At 72.2% G+C, this 14,484-nt stretch carries 16 protein-coding genes; 11 read left to right on the top strand and 5 right to left on the bottom strand.

What is annotated here, in order from left to right:
* The first annotated feature begins 32 nt into the window (after window positions 1-32).
* Window positions 33-455 (top strand): universal stress protein, encoded by a 423-nt coding sequence (locus ACFO6Q_RS15700; RefSeq protein WP_380022045.1) that lies wholly within the window; start codon window positions 33-35, stop codon window positions 453-455.
* A 57-nt stretch (window positions 456-512) separates the two neighbouring features.
* On the opposite strand, the gene adhP is transcribed toward ACFO6Q_RS15700, so the two are convergent.
* Window positions 513-1,538 (bottom strand): alcohol dehydrogenase AdhP, encoded by a 1,026-nt coding sequence (gene adhP, locus ACFO6Q_RS15695; RefSeq protein ID WP_380022044.1) that lies wholly within the window; start codon window positions 1,536-1,538, stop codon window positions 513-515.
* A gap of 239 nt (window positions 1,539-1,777) precedes the next feature.
* Between adhP and ACFO6Q_RS15690 the strand changes: the two genes are divergently transcribed.
* The 5 genes from ACFO6Q_RS15690 to ACFO6Q_RS15670 all read left to right on the top strand — a co-directional run bounded on the left by ACFO6Q_RS15690 (window position 1,778) and on the right by ACFO6Q_RS15670 (window position 4,432).
* Window positions 1,778-2,221 carry an Hsp20/alpha crystallin family protein gene (locus tag ACFO6Q_RS15690; RefSeq protein WP_380022043.1) on the top strand — a complete coding sequence of 148 codons (444 nt, stop codon included), beginning with the start codon at window positions 1,778-1,780 and terminating at the stop codon, window positions 2,219-2,221.
* Between the two features lie 16 nt (window positions 2,222-2,237).
* On the top strand, window positions 2,238-2,675 hold the full coding sequence (locus ACFO6Q_RS15685; protein ID WP_380022042.1) for a universal stress protein: 438 nt from the start codon (window positions 2,238-2,240) through the stop codon (window positions 2,673-2,675).
* A gap of 128 nt (window positions 2,676-2,803) precedes the next feature.
* Window positions 2,804-3,628 carry a universal stress protein gene (locus ACFO6Q_RS15680; protein WP_380022041.1) on the top strand — a complete coding sequence of 275 codons (825 nt, stop codon included), beginning with the start codon at window positions 2,804-2,806 and terminating at the stop codon, window positions 3,626-3,628.
* A gap of 15 nt (window positions 3,629-3,643) precedes the next feature.
* Complete coding sequence (locus tag ACFO6Q_RS15675; protein ID WP_380022040.1) at window positions 3,644-3,838, top strand: hypothetical protein; 195 nt, start codon at window positions 3,644-3,646, stop codon at window positions 3,836-3,838.
* A 39-nt stretch (window positions 3,839-3,877) separates the two neighbouring features.
* Window positions 3,878-4,432, top strand: coding sequence for a cytochrome b (locus tag ACFO6Q_RS15670; RefSeq protein ID WP_380022039.1), 555 nt, complete (start codon window positions 3,878-3,880; stop codon window positions 4,430-4,432).
* 9 nt (window positions 4,433-4,441) lie between these two features.
* Here the strand turns inward: ACFO6Q_RS15670 and ACFO6Q_RS15665 are convergent, their stop codons facing one another.
* Both ACFO6Q_RS15665 and ACFO6Q_RS15660 read right to left on the bottom strand, forming a co-directional pair.
* Window positions 4,442-4,864 (bottom strand): universal stress protein, encoded by a 423-nt coding sequence (locus tag ACFO6Q_RS15665; RefSeq protein WP_380022038.1) that lies wholly within the window; start codon window positions 4,862-4,864, stop codon window positions 4,442-4,444.
* Entirely contained in the window at window positions 4,861-7,461 is a 2,601-nt protein-coding gene (locus ACFO6Q_RS15660) for a cation-translocating P-type ATPase (protein ID WP_380022037.1), read from the bottom strand. Before ACFO6Q_RS15660 ends, ACFO6Q_RS15665 begins: the two co-directional genes overlap by 4 nt.
* A gap of 175 nt (window positions 7,462-7,636) precedes the next feature.
* Between ACFO6Q_RS15660 and ACFO6Q_RS15655 the strand changes: the two genes are divergently transcribed.
* Window positions 7,637-9,193 (top strand): thymidine phosphorylase family protein, encoded by a 1,557-nt coding sequence (locus ACFO6Q_RS15655; RefSeq protein ID WP_380022036.1) that lies wholly within the window; start codon window positions 7,637-7,639, stop codon window positions 9,191-9,193.
* A complete protein-coding gene (locus tag ACFO6Q_RS15650) occupies window positions 9,190-10,119 on the top strand; it encodes a ribose-phosphate diphosphokinase (protein WP_380022035.1) in 930 nt (309 codons plus the stop codon). The genes ACFO6Q_RS15655 and ACFO6Q_RS15650 overlap by 4 nt, the downstream gene beginning before the upstream one ends.
* Here ACFO6Q_RS15650 and ACFO6Q_RS15645 read toward each other — a convergent pair.
* A complete protein-coding gene (locus tag ACFO6Q_RS15645; RefSeq protein ID WP_380022034.1) occupies window positions 10,091-10,213 on the bottom strand; it encodes a hypothetical protein in 123 nt (40 codons plus the stop codon). The two genes, ACFO6Q_RS15650 and ACFO6Q_RS15645, sit on opposite strands and share 29 nt — an antisense overlap.
* A 177-nt stretch (window positions 10,214-10,390) precedes the next feature.
* Here ACFO6Q_RS15645 and ACFO6Q_RS15640 point away from each other — a divergent pair, with 177 nt between their 5' ends.
* From ACFO6Q_RS15640 to phbB, 3 genes are all read left to right on the top strand, one after another.
* Complete coding sequence (locus ACFO6Q_RS15640) at window positions 10,391-11,800, top strand: MBL fold metallo-hydrolase RNA specificity domain-containing protein (protein WP_380022033.1); 1,410 nt, start codon at window positions 10,391-10,393, stop codon at window positions 11,798-11,800.
* A gap of 82 nt (window positions 11,801-11,882) precedes the next feature.
* Complete coding sequence (locus ACFO6Q_RS15635; RefSeq protein ID WP_380022032.1) at window positions 11,883-12,680, top strand: universal stress protein; 798 nt, start codon at window positions 11,883-11,885, stop codon at window positions 12,678-12,680.
* Between the two features lie 192 nt (window positions 12,681-12,872).
* A complete protein-coding gene (phbB, locus tag ACFO6Q_RS15630) occupies window positions 12,873-13,595 on the top strand; it encodes an acetoacetyl-CoA reductase (protein WP_380022031.1) in 723 nt (240 codons plus the stop codon).
* Here the strand turns inward: phbB and ACFO6Q_RS15625 are convergent.
* Window positions 13,570-14,271: a DUF2238 domain-containing protein gene (locus ACFO6Q_RS15625; RefSeq protein ID WP_380022030.1), complete on the bottom strand. Its 702-nt coding sequence runs from the start codon at window positions 14,269-14,271 to the stop codon at window positions 13,570-13,572. The two genes, phbB and ACFO6Q_RS15625, sit on opposite strands and share 26 nt — an antisense overlap.
* Window positions 14,272-14,484: the final 213 nt, after the last annotated feature.

The following is a 14,484-nucleotide window of genomic DNA, read 5'->3' as shown; positions in this document are numbered from 1 at the left end:
CTTCCAGCAACCCCGTCGAAGGAGGCAAACCCATGAAGATCCTGCTGGCTGCCGATGGCAGCGAATACAGCTGCAAGGCGGCGAAGTTCCTCGTGCAGTCGCGCAGCATGCTCGGCCGCAAGCCGGACGTGATCGTGCTGAACGTCGACCGCCCGCTCGGACGTACGCTGACGCTGGAGGTCGGCGCCGAAGCGGCCGCGCGCTATCACGCCGAGGCCAGCGCGGCCGCACTGCAGCCGATCGCGGCGATCCTGAAGAAGGCGCGCATCGCGTTCCGCGAGGTCGCCGCGGTCGGCGATCCGGCGAGCGTCATCGCGCGCGTGGCGAAGGCCGAGGCACGCGATCTCGTCGTGATGGGCTCGCGCGGGCACGGCGCGCTGGGCAACCTGCTGCTCGGCTCGGTCGCCACGCGCACGATCGCGCGTTCGCGCCTGCCGGTGCTGATCGTGCGCTGAGACGCGCACGCACGCGGCGCGGCCGTCCCGCCGCGTCGCGCGCCATTCGGGGCGGACTCAGAGATCGATCACGATGCGCCCGTCGACGCGGCCGGCGCGCAGGTCGTCGAACACGCCGTTGATGTCGGACAGGCGCGCCTTGTGCAGGTGCGCGCGCACCTTGCCCTCGGCGGCGAACTGCAGCGCCTCGGCGAGATCGCGGCGCGTGCCGACGATCGAGCCGCGCAGCGTGATGCGCTTGAGCACGACGTCGAAGATCGGCGTGGCGAAGTCGCCCGGCGGCAGGCCGACCAGGCTGACCGTGCCGCGACGGCGCGTCAGGTCGATCGCCTGGCGGAACGCCGGCGGCGATACCGCCGTGACCAGCACGCCGTGCGCGCCGCCGCCGGTTGCCGCCAGCACGCGCGCGACCGCGTCGGGCGAGCGCGCGTCGACGGCGAGGTCGGCGCCGAGGCGGCGCGCCAGCGCGAGCTTTTCCTCGCCGACGTCGAGGGCCGCCACGTGCAGGCCCATCGCCTTGGCGTACTGCACGGCGAGGTGGCCGAGCCCGCCGATGCCGGAAATCGCGATCCACTCGCCGGGCCTGGCCTCGGTCTCGCGGATGCCCTTGTAGGTGGTGACGCCGGCGCACAGGATCGGCGCCAGCTCGGCGAAATCCCCGCCCGCGGGCAGCCGCGCGACGTAGGGCGCGGCGCCGATCGCGTACTCGGCGAACGTGCCGTTCACGCTGTAGCCGCTGTTGTGCTGGCTCTCGCACAGGGTTTCCCAGCCGGTCGTGCAGTATTCGCAGCCGCCGCAGGCGTCGTGCAGCCAGGCGATGCCGACCGCGTCGCCTTCCTTGAGTCCGCGCACGCCGGCACCGAGCGCGGCGACGATGCCGGTGCCTTCGTGGCCGGGAACGAACGGCGGCGACGGCCGCACCGGCCAGTCGCCGTCGGCGGCGTGCAGGTCGGTGTGGCACACGCCGGTGGCGGCGATCTTCACCAGCACTTCGCCGGGGCCTGGGGTCGGCACCGGCAGCTCCTCGATCGCCAGCGGCTTGCCGAGTTCGCGCACGACGGCGGCGCGCATCGTCCGGGTCATGGGGATTCTCCTTTGGACAGTTGCCGCCGACTGTAGCGCCGCCGCCGCGCGGCGCAGTTGATCGAGGTCAGTGCCTGATCGGGACCTGCGCTGCGGGTGCGATCGACACCGTGGGTCCGACGGCTGAATCCGCCGCCACGCCGGCAGTTGACGCACGTCAACGCGTCCGCCGCTGCCGGGCGTAGGGTTCCGGTGCCGGTCCCGGACTGGCACCGATTTCCCGCGCAGGTACATCGCCGATGAGCACTTCTGTCCCGCCGAATGCGTCCGGTCCGCGCGCCGCGTCGACCCCGTTCGCCGAACTGGAGGACTTCTTCCGCAGCATCGGTTTCCGCCCGGCCTGGCGCGCGAGCGACGCGGCGCCGGACATCCGCCTCGACGTCGGCGAGGACGAGGCGAACTATGTCATCCGCGCGGAAATCCCCGGCGTCGAGAAGCACGACATCGAACTGTCGATCGACGGCAGGCAGGTGTCGATCGGCGCGCAGGTGAAGCGCGAAAGCCGGCAGGAGGGCGAGAAGGAACTGCACGTCGAACGCCGCTACGGCCGCGCGCGGCGCGTGTTCGTGCTGCCGCTCGACGTCGACGCCGAGCGCACCGAGGCGACCTACGAGCGCGGAATCCTCACCGTGACGCTGCCCAAGAGCGCCGACGGCAGGTCGCGGCGCGTGGCGATTTCCTGAAACGACGAGGAAGACGATGTTCAAGCACATCCTGATCCCGACCGACGGCTCCACGCTGTCCGAGGCCGCTGCGAAGCAGGGCATCCGCCTGGCCCGCGAAATCGGCGCGCGCGTGACGTGCTTCCACGCGATCCCGCGCTTTCACGCCTCCGACGTGATGCTGGGCCTGCTCGAGACCAGCCGCGGCGACTACGAGAAGGCGGCGATGAACTACGCCGGCAACTACACCGGTTTCGTCGCGCGCGCCGCGCACGCCGCCGGCGTGAAGTGCGAGGTCGAATACGCGACGACCGACGATCCGGCCGGGGCGATCGTCGAGGCCGCGCGCAAGCGCAAGTGCGACCTGATCGTGATGGCCTCGCACGGCCGGCGCGGCGTGCAGAGCCTGCTGCTCGGCAGCGAGACGCAGAAGGTGCTCACGCATTCGAACATTCCGGTGCTGGTGTATCGCTGAGCGGACGGCACCGGGCTTCGATTCAGGCGGAAATGCGCCGCCGTGCCGCAGCGGGCCTTGACCGGGATCAACGCGCCCGCGCCGCGGTGACCTAAGCTCGACGGCATCTTCCGCGAGTCCGTTTCATCATGCGCGACATCCTCTGCCGGGTCACCCGCATCCAGCCATGGAATGCCGGCGTCTCCTACGCGGCGGATCTGGCCGCGCGGATCGACGGCGCCGCCACCGGCGTCTACGTGCACGCCTCGCCGCTGGATTCGATGCCGCGCTTCGGTTCTTCCGAGCTGTTCGGCACGCTGCTGCGGCACGCGCGCGAGCGGCTGGCCCTGGCGCAGGCCTGCGGCGAGGCGTTCGTCGAGCATGCGCGGGCGCTCGGCGCGCGAACGGCCGGCTGGCAGATCGCCGAGGGCTATCTCCCCGACGTGCTCGCCCGCCTGAGCCTGCGCCACGACCTGCTCGTGCTCGAGCGCGACGACGAGCACGCGCATGGCGACCCCGGCGAACTCGCGCGCCTGCTGCTCGCCACGCCGCTGCCGTGCATCGCCGTTCCGGCCGGCCTGAAGCAGGCGCGCCTGGACTGCGTCGCGCTCGCCTGGAATGCGGGCGTGGAATCGATCCGCGCGATCCATGCGGCCATGCCGCTTGTGCGGCGCGCCGCGCGCGTGGTCCTGCTGCGAGGCGCACCGCGCAAGCCGCTGGGCGCGGCCGGCTGGCATCCGCCGTTCTCGATCGATGCCTACCTCGAGCGCCACGAGATCCGCGCCGAACCGCGCACCCTCGCCACGCCGGATCGCGACGCCGGCGCGCCCCTGCTCGAGGCCGCCGCGCAGGTCGGCGCCGACCTGCTGGTGATGGGCGCCTACGGCCGCAGCCGGCTGGACGAATGGGCGCTGGGCGGAACCACGCGCAGCGTCCTGCGGCAGGCCGCCATTCCCCTGTTCCTCCACCATTGAACCGAAGGTGTCGCCATGACGTACTCCAATTCCGATCCCCTGCTGTGGGTCATCGTCCTCGTCATCGCCGTCTCCGTCATCGCCACCGGCATGCTGCGCTGGCTGTACAGGAAGCGCGGCGGCCTGACGGCGGGGTGGGGCGGAGCGCTGTTCGTCGGTCTGTGCTGGATCGCGGCGCTCGCGCTGATCGTCCACCGCACGCTGCACTGAAGATCGCCACTTCCATTCGTTTTCCGTAGGAGAAGATCGATGACCCTGCGCAACACGCGCACGCACTACGGTTCGCTCGCGGTCGCCCTGCACTGGGCGATGCTGGTGCTGATCGCGGCGGTCTACCTGTGCATCGAGATGCGCGGCTATTTCCCGAAAGGAAGCGCCGCGCGCGATGCGCTGAAGACGTGGCACTTCATGCTCGGCCTGTCGGTGTTCGTGCTGGCCACGCTGCGGCTGGCGGTGCACCTGACCGATACTCCGCCCGGCATCGCACCCGAGCCCGTGCGCTGGCAGCGCCTCGCGGCGCGCGGCGTGCACGTGCTGCTGTACGGTTTCATGCTCGGCATGCCGTTGCTGGGCTGGCTGCTGCTCGGCGCCGAAGGCAAGACCGCGCCGTTCTTCGGCCTGCAGCTGCCGTCGCTGGTCGCGCAGGATCCCGCGCTCGCCGACCGGCTGGAGGAGATCCACGAGACCATCGGCACCGCCGGCTACGGCCTGATCGGCCTGCACGCCGCGGCGGCGCTGTTCCACCACGCGATCCGCCGCGACGACACGCTGCGGCGCATGCTGCCGCGGCCGCGTCGCGCCTAGCGTCGCGGCTCAGCGCACGACCAGGACCGGCACCTTGCACTGCGCCAGCACGCGCATGGTGACCGAACCGAGCAGCGTGCTGCCCAGCGGCGTGCGTCCGTGCGAACCCATCACGATCAGGTCGACGCGCTCCTTCTCGGCGAGGCGCGAAATGTGCTGCGCGGCGTTGCCGACCTCGTGCCTTTCGTCGAAGCGGATGCGCGCGCGTTTCAGCCTGCGGCGCACCGCACGCAGGGCCGTGCCGCTGTTCTCGTGATGGATCTCGGCCACGCGCCGCTCGCCGAGTGCCGAAACCACGCCGCCGAGCATCGGCGCGTCCACGTGCAGAAGGGTGACGCAGAGGTCGTCGGCGTGCCGGCGCAGCGTGCCGGCGAGATAGCGGGCGGCGCGGTCGGAGCAGTCGCTGCCGTCGGAGGCGAACAGCACTTTCATGGGCAATCTCCCGGGACGGGTCGGAGGGAAGCCGGCCGGCGGCGGCCGAGCACGCGCTGCACCGCCGGCAGCGTCTTGGCCAGGTCGAAGACCAGGGCGGCGGCGAGGCCGGTCGCCACGGCCGCCGCGGCGAGTCCCGCAGGCGGCACGGCGAAGCGGAACAGGCGCTGCAGGAACGGCACGAACACGCAGGCCGCGGTGACCAGGGCGGCGACGCCGGCCACCGTCCAGTAGGCGCGATGATCCGGTGCGGCGAGCGCGGCGAGCGTCGCGCCGCGCGTGCCGACCACGCGCACCAGCATGAGGTTGCCGGCGGCGAAGGCGAGAAAGGCGAGCGTGCGCGCCAGGTCGACCGGCTGGCCGGCCGCCAGCAGCGCGGCGTACAGGCCGAGCGAGGCCGCCAGCAGCAGCGCGCCCTGCGCGAAGGCGACCAGCATCTGCGGCCAGCCCAGCGGCGGATCGTCCGGATGGCGCGGCGGCTGCTCCATCGTGCCGGGCTCGACCGGCTCGTTCTCGAACGCGATCGCGCAGATCGGATCGATGACCATCTCGATCAGCACCACGTGCATCGGCAGCAGCAGCGGCGGCAGGCCGAGCAGCAGCGGTAGCAGCGCGAGGCCGGCGATCGGGACGTGCACCGCGGTGATGTAGATCGTCGCCTTGCGCAGGTTGTCGAAGATGCGGCGTCCGGTCCGGATGCCGGCGACGAGGTGGCCGAGGTCGTCGTCCAGCAGCACGATCGAGGCGGCCTCGCGCGCGACGTCGGTGCCGCGCCGGCCCATCGCCAGACCGATGTGCGCCGCCTTCAGCGCTGGCGCGTCGTTGACGCCGTCGCCGGTCATGGCGACGACCTCGCCGTTCGCCTTCAGCGCGCGCACGATGCGCAGCTTCTGCTCGGGGCGGATGCGCGCGAACACGCGCGCGTCGCGCACCAGCCGGCCCAGCTCCGCCTCGTCGGCGGCGTCGATGCGCGCGCCGGTGAGCGGCGGCGCGGTGACGTCGATGCCGACCTCGCGCGCGATCGCCAGCGCCGTGAGCGGATGGTCGCCGGTGATCATCGCCACCTTCACGCCGGCACGGCGCGCCGCGTCGATCGCCGCACGGGCGCCGGCGCGCGGAGGATCGGCGAAAGCCAGCAGCCCGAGGAAGCGGAAGGCGAGCGCTTGCGGAGCCTGCGGCAGGTCGCCGTCACCGATGCGGGCCTCGGCCACGGCCAGCACGCGGGATCCGCTCGCCGCGTGCAGCGCGATCTCGCCGAGCATCGCCTCGCGCTCGGCCGTTTCCAGGCGGCACAGGGCGGCGATCGCTTCCGGCGCGCCCTTCGCGGCCGCGTGCAGGCGGCCGTCGATGCGCCAGATTCGCACCACCATCGGCTGCTCCTGGGTCAGCCCGAACTCGCGCACCAGCTGCGCGGACGCGGACGCGGGCGCCGGCGCGCCGACCGCGGTCAGGCGGTGCACGGCCAGGTCCATCGGGTCGATCGAGCCCCGCGCCGACGCCAGCGCGGCGACGCGGACGAGGGAGGCGAACGCGCCGCCGGGCGTGCCGTCTTCGCCGTCCAGCGCCTGCCGCGCGCCGCCGGCGGACAGGGCGCACACGCGCATGCGGTTTTCGGTCAGGGTGCCGGTCTTGTCCAGGCACAGCGTGCTGCACGCGCCGAGCACCTCGATCACCGCCGTGCGCCGCACCAGCACGTGCAGGCGCGCCAGACGCCGCGCGCCGAGCGCGACGAACACGACCAGCACCATCGGGAATTCCTCCGGCAGCGCCGACATGCCGAAGGCGATGCCGGACAGCACGCCGTCCAGCCAGGCGCCGCGCAGCCAGCCGTACAGCACGATCACCGCCACGCTGGCGACCAGGGCCAGCGCGCCGAACCAGCGCACGATCCTCCCCAGCGAACGCTGCAGCAGGGTCGGCTCGATCTCGATGGACGCCAGCGAGGCGCCGATGCGGCCGGCCTCGGTGCGCGCACCGGTGGCGACCACCTCGGCCACGCCGCGCCCGGACACCGCCAGCGTGCTGGCGAAGACGCGCGTCGCGTCGCCGTCTTCCGTTTCGTCCGGCGCGCCGCCGCCCGGCGCGGCGGCACGCTTGGCCACCGCCACCGACTCGCCGGTCAGCAAGGACTCGTCCACGCTCAGCCCTTCGGCGCGCCGCAGGACGCAGTCGGCGGCGATCCGCTCGCCGTCGGCGAGCAGCAGCACGTCGCCGGGTACCACGTCGCGCGCGGGAATGCGCCGCTCGCGACCGTCGCGCATCACGCGCGCCGTCGGCGCCGCCAGCGAGCGCAGAGCCTCGAGGGCGCTCTCGCTGCGCGCCTCCTGCATCACCACGAGCAGGATCGACAGGCCGGCAAACGCGGTCATCAGCAGCCCTTCGCCGATGCCGCCGACGGCGAGGTAGATCGCCGCCGCGACCATCAGCAGCAGGAACATCGGCTCGCGCAGCACGCCGAGCAGGATGCGCCCGATCCCGCGCCGCGGGGCCTGCGGCAGCTCGTTCGGGCCGATCCGCCGCAGGCGGCGAAGGGCTTCCTCCTCATGCAGGCCCGGGCCAGCGGCGGGATCGCACTCGACAGCGGCTTGGATCTTCATTGCGCCTGTGTACAGGCAGGCGAAGACGCGCCGCTTGACGGGCATCAAGCGAGCGCTTCGATCCGGCGCGCGCCGCGCACGTCGACGTTGATGCGGATCAATCGATGCGCGCGCGGCGGAACTAACGTGTCCGCCGACATCGGCCGAGAGGCGCGTGCGCGCCCGGATTCTTCCCATGGTTCTTTCCAGCGATGCGAGCCGCTGCGCGGCCGGCGCTTTCCCTTCGCCCGGAGTTTCGCCGCTGCGGCTGACGCGCATCGGCATCGACACCTACCGCGAGTCGGTGGTCTACATGCACCGCGACTGCGGCGTGTGCCGTTCGGAGGGCTTCGAATCGCTCTCGCGCGTGGTCGTGAGTTCGCAGGGGCGCTCCATCGTCGCGACGCTGAACGTGCTCACCGGCGAGCGCTTCGCCGCCGACGTCGCCGGCCTGTCCGAGGCGGCGTGGCGGCGCCTCGGCGCGAGCGAAGGAGCGCTGGCCACCTTCGCCCATCCGCCGCAGGCCGAATCGGCCGGCGACCTGCGCGCCCGACTCTACGGCCACGCGCTGAACGAGGAGCAGTACCTGCGCCTGCTGCGCGATGCCGTCGCCGGCCGCCTGTCCGACATCGAGCTCGCCGCGTTCGTCGCGGCGGGAGTCGGCGACCGCGTCGACCTGGAGGAAACCGTCGCGCTCACGCGCGCGATGGTCCGCGTCGGCGATCGCCTGCAGTGGCCGCGCGCGCTGGTGGTCGACAAGCATTGCGTCGGCGGCCTGCCGGGCAACCGCACCACGCCGATCGTCGTGGCGATCGTCGCCGCGGCCGGCCTGCTGATTCCGAAGACGTCCTCGCGCGCGATCACCTCGCCGGCGGGGACGGCGGACACGATGGCCGTGCTCGCGCCGGTCGATCTCGACCTGGCCGCGATGCGCCGCGTGGTCGAGCGCGAGGGCGGCTGCCTCGTGTGGGGCGGAGCGGCCAACCTGAGTCCGGCCGACGACACGCTGATCCGCGTCGAGCGCCCGCTCGACGTCGACAGCGACACGCAGCTGACGGCCAGCGTGCTGTCGAAGAAGCTGGCGGCGGGGGCGACTCACGTCGTGCTCGACCTGCCGGTCGGACCCACGGCGAAGATCCGCAGCGTGCAGGCCGCGCAAGCGCTGGGCGCACGCCTGCTGGCGGTCGCGCGGGCGACCGGCCTGCACGCGACGCTCCGCGTCACCGACGGCACGCAGCCGGTCGGCAACGGCATCGGCCCGGCGCTGGAGGCGCGCGACGTCCTGGCCGTGCTGCGCGGCGAGCCGGACGCACCCGACGACCTGCGCGCAAGCGCGCTCGAGCTCGCCGGCGTCGCGCTCGAATTCGATCCTGCGGTGCGCGCCGGCGAGGGCAGGGAATGCGCCTGCCGGCTGCTGCGCGATGGTTCGGCCTGGCGCAAGTTCGAGGCGATCTGCGTGGCGCAGGGCGGCCTGAGCGAGCCGCCGCAAGCACCGCAGCGCATCGAGCTGCCCGCTCCGCGCAGCGGCATCGTGAGCCGGTTCGACAACCGCCGGCTGGCGCGCCTGGCCAAGCTCGCCGGTGCGCCGCGCGCGCCGGCGGCCGGACTCCGGCTGCACGCCCACGTCGGCCAGCCCGTCGCGCCGGGCGAACCGCTGCTGACGCTGCATGCGCAGACGCGCGGCGAACTCGACTACGCGCGCGGCTATTTCGCGCGTCACACCGACATGATCGTGGTGGAGGACGCGCCGTGAAGCCGCTGCTGCTCGCCTTCGCGGAAGGGCTCGACCTGGCTGGCGAGCTGGCCTGCGGCCTGGATGCGATCACCGGAAGCGTCCTCCGGCATCGTTTTCCGGACCGCGAATCGCTGGTGCGCCTGGACGGCGATTGCCGCGGCCGCGAAGTGATCGTGCTGTGCTCGCTGCGCGATCCCGACGATCTCGCGCTGCCGCTGCTGTTCGCCGCGCGCACGGCGCGCGAACTGGGTGCGCGGCGGGTCGGGCTGGTCGCGCCGTATCTTGCCTACATGCGCCAGGACGCACGTTTCCATCCGGGCGAGGCGGTCAGTTCCACGCACTACGCGGCATTCCTGTCGTGGACCTTCGACTGGCTGGTCACCGTCGATCCGCATCTGCACCGGCGTGCGAGCCTGGCGGAAATCTTCGCCATGCCGACCCGCCGCGTGTCGGCGATGCCGCCGGTGGCGGAATGGATCCGCGCCAACGTCGCCGCTCCGCTGCTGATCGGCCCGGACGAGGAGAGCCGGCAGTGGGTGCAGGAGGCGGCCGCGCGCATCCAGGCGCCGTTTGTGGTGCTGGCGAAACATCGCCGCGGCGACCGCGACGTCGAGGTGTCGATCCCCGGCGCGGCGCTGCCGGCGGGACGCACGCCGGTGCTGCTCGACGACATCGCCGCGTCCGGCGGCACGCTGATCCAGGCCGTGTCCCGCGTGCGCCGGCTCGGCGGCGCCGATCCGGTCTGCGTCGTCGTGCACGGCCTGTTCGCGGACGCTTGCGATCGCGCGTTGCTGCAAGCCGGAGCGGCACGCGTGGTCAGCACCGATGCGGTCCCGCACGCGACCAATGCGATCGGGCTGGCGGCCGAACTGGTTCCCGCGATACGCGAGCTGCTCGCCGGGAAGACCTCGCCGGTCAGCGGCGGCGACGTGGACGCACGCTGACCCGGACGGCGGCCGGCGCGCGCCGGCCGTAGCGGACGAGCAGGAACAGCGCGCCGCCGAGGAGGAGCAGAAGGGTCGTCGTTTCCACGCTCATGATGGTTTCGTCCGCTGCGGATGGGGAGTGCCAGCGTGCCTGCCGCGCGTGGCTGCCGGCTTGACCGCGATCAAGACCGCGCGTGCGGCGCGCTTGACGTCGATCAAGCGGCCCGCGCCGTCCGGGCCTACGCTGGACCGCAGCGGCCGCGCCAGGCGGCACACCAGGGATCCGACGATGCGCATCCAGTTCCTCGGCGCGGCCGGCACGGTCACCGGGTCGAAATACCTGCTGACGTCGCGCGACACGCGCGTGCTGGTCGATTGCGGACTGTTCCAGGGGCTCAAGCAGCTGCGCCTGCGCAACCGCGCGGCGCTGCCGGTCGAGCCGGCGAGCATCGCCGCGGTCGTGCTGACCCATGCGCACCTGGATCATTCCGGCTACGTGCCCCTGCTGGTCAGGAACGGCTTCCGCGGCCCGGTCTACTGCACGCCGGCCACGTTCGAGCTGTGCAGGATCCTGCTGCCCGACAGCGGCCGCTTGCAGGAGGAGGACGCTGCCTACGCCAACCGCCGCGGATTTTCAAAGCACCATCCGCCGCTGCCGCTGTACACCGAGGAGGACGCGCTGGCCTCGCTGCGCCGGTTCCGCCCGATCGGCAGCGGCGAGAACATCGACCTGGGCGGCGGACTGTCCGCGCGCTTCGATCCGGCCGGCCACATTCTCGGCGCGGCGATCGTGACGCTCGCCGACGCGACGCGCAGGATCGTGTTCTCCGGCGACCTCGGGCGGCCGGACGATCCGCTGATGCGGCCGCCCAGCCCGATCGGCGCGGCCGACTACCTCGTCGTCGAATCCACCTACGGCGACCGCCTGCATCCGGCCGTCGATCCGCTGGACGAGATCCAATCCGTCGTCACGCGCACGATCCGCCGCGGCGGCGTGGTCGTGGTGCCCGCGTTCGCGGTCGGACGCGCGCAGTCCCTGCTTCTTTGTCTGGCGCGCCTGAAGGCGGCGCAGCGCATCCCGCCGGATCTTCCGGTCTATCTGAACAGTCCGATGGCGGTCGACGTGACCGGCCTGTACTGGCGCTTCCGCGACCAGCACCGCCTGGACGAGGGCGAGTGCGCCGCGATGTGCCACGTGGCGAAGTACGTGAACAGCGTGGAGGAATCCAGGCACCTCAACACCCTGCAGCGGCCGATGGTCATCGTCGCGGCGAGCGGCATGGCCACCGGCGGCCGCGTCGTGCATCACCTCAAGGCATTCGCGCCGGATGCGCGCAACACGATCCTGTTCTCCGGCTACCAGGCCGCCGGCACGCGCGGGGCGTCGATGCTCGCCGGCGCTGCCTCGGTGCGCATCCACGGACAGGACGTGCCGGTGCGCTCCGAGGTCGCCGTGTGCACTTCGCTGTCGGCGCATGCCGACCATGCGCAGATCGTGCAGTGGCTGCGGCACTTCCAGGCGGCGCCGCGCACCACCTTCGTCACTCACGGCGAGCCGGTGGCGGCCGACGCGATGCGCCAGCACGTCGAGCGCGAGCTGGGCTGGACCACCGTCGTACCCGACTACCGCGACGGTGCCGATCTCGAAGGTGCCGGTCTCGACGGTACCGGTCTCGACCGCGAGGTCGCCTCCGCTTGACGCGGATCAACAGGCGGCGGCGTGCCGGCGGGCACCATCGGCCATGTCGCCGACGAAACCCGGCGCCGGAGAGGAATCGCCCGTGCTCGAGATCGCCGTCAACGTGCAGGATCCCGCGGCCTGGACGCCCGGTGTCGAATACGCCGCCGGACTGGCCGCCTGGGCGAACGCCTCGTTCACCGGATTCCACGTTCCTCCGGCGCCACCGCTGCTCGCATCGCTGCCCGAGGACGTGCGCGCCGCGCCCGTCGATGCGGCCTGCGCCGAACGGCGCGTCTTCCGCGAGCATGCGAAGGAGCGCGGCATCGCGCGGGCGGCGTGGCAGGTCGTGCAGGGCTACCTGCCCGACGTCCTGGCGCACGCCTGCAACTGGCTCGACCTCTTCGTGCTCGAGCGCAATCCGCAGCTGGCCTGGGGAAGCGCGGCGCAGATCGGCCAGCTCGTCCTCGCCAGCGGCGGCGCGTGCGTGGTCGCTCCGGGAGAGTGGACGCGGCACGTGCGCGTAGAGCGCGTGCTGATCGGCTGGAACGGTTCGCCCGAGGCGATCCGCGCCGTGCGCGCCGCACTGCCGCTGCTGCATCGCGCGCGGCACGTCGTCGTGCTGGCCGGCGCCGCGCGCAACCCCTACATGGCCAACTGGGATCCGCCGTTCGATCTCTCCGCGTACCTCGGCCGCCACGCCATCGACCACGACGTGATGGCCTGCCGCGAACCCGACGCGCACGCCGGCCGCACCCTGCTCGAGCAGGCCGAACGGCTGGATGCGGACCTGCTGGTGATGGGCGCCTACGGCCGCAGCCGCTTCAGCGAATGGATGTTCGGCGGCGCGACGCGGGAGGTGCTGCACAACGCGGCGTTTCCCGTGCTGATGAAAGGCTGATGCGCAAGGTGGCATCGGCACGAACCGGCAGCGTCCGTCGTCGACGATGATCCGGATCAAGAGGTCTTGCGCCGGCCGCGGCACAGTACGGAACGGGTTTTCCACGGGAGCCGCCATGCCGACCGAAGCCGATTCTTCCGCTGCGCGCGACGCGCGCTCGCTGCGGCCCGTGCCTGCATCGGGCTTCGTGCCGTGAGCGGCACCGCACTGGTCACCGGCGGCACGCGCGGCATCGGCCGCGCGGTGGCGCTCGCGCTGCAGGCCGGCGGGCATGCGGTCGCGGCCGTCTACCACGGCAACGAGGACGCCGCCGCGGCGTTCCGGCGCGAAACCGGCATCGCCGCGTACCGCTGGGACGTCGGCGACTTCGACGCCTGTGCCGCCGGCGTGGCGCGCGTCGAAGCCGATCTCGGCCCGATCCGCGTGCTGGTCAACAACGCCGGCATCACGCGCGACGCGACCTTGCACAAGATGACGCGCGAGCAATGGAGCCAGGTGATGCGCACCAATCTCGATTCGTTGTTCAACCTGTGCCGCGCGGTCGTGCCGGGCATGCGCGAACGCCGCTACGGCCGCATCGTCAACGTCAGCTCGGTCAACGGCCAGCGCGGCCAGGCCGGACAGACCAACTACGCGGCGAGCAAGGCGGCCGTGCTCGGCTTCACGCGCTCGCTGGCGCTGGAAGGTGCCCATCGCGGCATCACGGTGAACGCGGTCGCGCCGGGCTACTGCGACACCGAGATGGTCGCCGCGGTGCCCGAGGAGATCCTGAGAGCGACGATCGCCTCGATTCCGGTCGGCCGGCTCGGCCGCGCCGAGGAAATCGCCGCGCTGGTCGCCTGGCTGGCGCGCGAGGACGCCGGCTTCGTCACCGGCGCGACGTTCTCGATCAACGGCGGGCAGTGGACCGGCTGAGGCCGCGGCGGCGCCACGCGATGCGCAGCGCCTGGGTGATCGATGCGCCCAGCAGCGCCAGCGCCATGTCGCTCTGCGCATCCCAGACGTCGCCCTGCGTGCCGAGATAGGCCTGGCCGAGGTCGCCGCCGAACACCGTCGCGGCCGCCCATTCGATCAGCTCGAAGATCGCCGACAGCGCCTCGATCACCAGCACCGGCAGCACCGCGGCCCAGGCGCCGCGAAGGCCGGCGCGCTGCTCCAGCAGCTCGGCCGTGGCCGGCAGCAGCAGCAAGCCGAAGCAGAAATGCACGAGGCGGTCGTAGTGGTTGCGCTGCAAGCCCAGCAGCGCGTCCAGCGAACGGCCGGTGAGCGCCTGGAAGGCCTGGTCGTACGGCACCATCGAATAGGTGTAGTGGGCGCCGATTTCGTGCAGGCAGAAGAACACGAACAGCAGCGTATAGGCGAAATTCGAGAAGCGCTGCCGCCGCGCCGTGACGACCAGCAGCGGGATCGCAACGAACACCAGCACGTTTTCCAGCAGCCAGTCCTGCCGGTACCACGGCGCAATGGCGAGCACGAGCCAGAGCAGGACGAACAGGCCGAGCAACGTCGCCGGATAGGCGAAGCCGCGGCGGCGCCCGTCAGCCGGCGGGGCGGAGTGGGCGGCAGCGGGCGGCAGGTCGATTGCAGGCATCCGGGCGGACCGCGGCGGCAGGTGGATGGCGATTGTAGCGGTGCCGCCTCCGCCGTCCGCGCATGATCGTCCGCGCCCGATCGTCCCGGCTTCTCGCCGGCGATGCGAAATCCCGTACAGCGCGCTGGTGCCCCGGGCCGGATTTGCACAGTGGTCCGCGGCCGAACCGCTCGCTAGATTCGAAATGGGAAATTTGCATTACGGGTGAATGCC

Origin of the sequence: Dokdonella ginsengisoli (genome assembly GCF_042652785.1) — a bacterium.
GTDB classification, from domain to species: domain Bacteria; phylum Pseudomonadota; class Gammaproteobacteria; order Xanthomonadales; family Rhodanobacteraceae; genus Dokdonella_A; species Dokdonella_A ginsengisoli.
Note: the sequence above shows the minus strand (reverse complement) of the source record. Positions and strands in the feature narration are given on the sequence as shown.

Bases quoted from the DNA above. Each gene is read 5' to 3' on its own strand.
- ACFO6Q_RS15700 (WP_380022045.1), top strand. From the start codon at position 33: ATGAAGATCCTGCTGGCTGCCGATGGCAGCGAATACAGCTGCAAGGCG.
- adhP (WP_380022044.1), bottom strand. From the start codon at position 1,538: ATGACCCGGACGATGCGCGCCGCCGTCGTGCGCGAACTCGGCAAGCCG.
- ACFO6Q_RS15690 (WP_380022043.1), top strand. From the start codon at position 1,778: ATGAGCACTTCTGTCCCGCCGAATGCGTCCGGTCCGCGCGCCGCGTCG.
- ACFO6Q_RS15685 (WP_380022042.1), top strand. From the start codon at position 2,238: ATGTTCAAGCACATCCTGATCCCGACCGACGGCTCCACGCTGTCCGAG.
- ACFO6Q_RS15680 (WP_380022041.1), top strand. From the start codon at position 2,804: ATGCGCGACATCCTCTGCCGGGTCACCCGCATCCAGCCATGGAATGCC.
- ACFO6Q_RS15675 (WP_380022040.1), top strand. From the start codon at position 3,644: ATGACGTACTCCAATTCCGATCCCCTGCTGTGGGTCATCGTCCTCGTC.
- ACFO6Q_RS15670 (WP_380022039.1), top strand. From the start codon at position 3,878: ATGACCCTGCGCAACACGCGCACGCACTACGGTTCGCTCGCGGTCGCC.
- ACFO6Q_RS15665 (WP_380022038.1), bottom strand. From the start codon at position 4,864: ATGAAAGTGCTGTTCGCCTCCGACGGCAGCGACTGCTCCGACCGCGCC.
- ACFO6Q_RS15660 (WP_380022037.1), bottom strand. From the start codon at position 7,461: ATGAAGATCCAAGCCGCTGTCGAGTGCGATCCCGCCGCTGGCCCGGGC.
- ACFO6Q_RS15655 (WP_380022036.1), top strand. From the start codon at position 7,637: ATGGTTCTTTCCAGCGATGCGAGCCGCTGCGCGGCCGGCGCTTTCCCT.
- ACFO6Q_RS15645 (WP_380022034.1), bottom strand. From the start codon at position 10,213: ATGAGCGTGGAAACGACGACCCTTCTGCTCCTCCTCGGCGGCGCGCTG.
- ACFO6Q_RS15640 (WP_380022033.1), top strand. From the start codon at position 10,391: ATGCGCATCCAGTTCCTCGGCGCGGCCGGCACGGTCACCGGGTCGAAA.
- ACFO6Q_RS15625 (WP_380022030.1), bottom strand. From the start codon at position 14,271: ATGCCTGCAATCGACCTGCCGCCCGCTGCCGCCCACTCCGCCCCGCCG.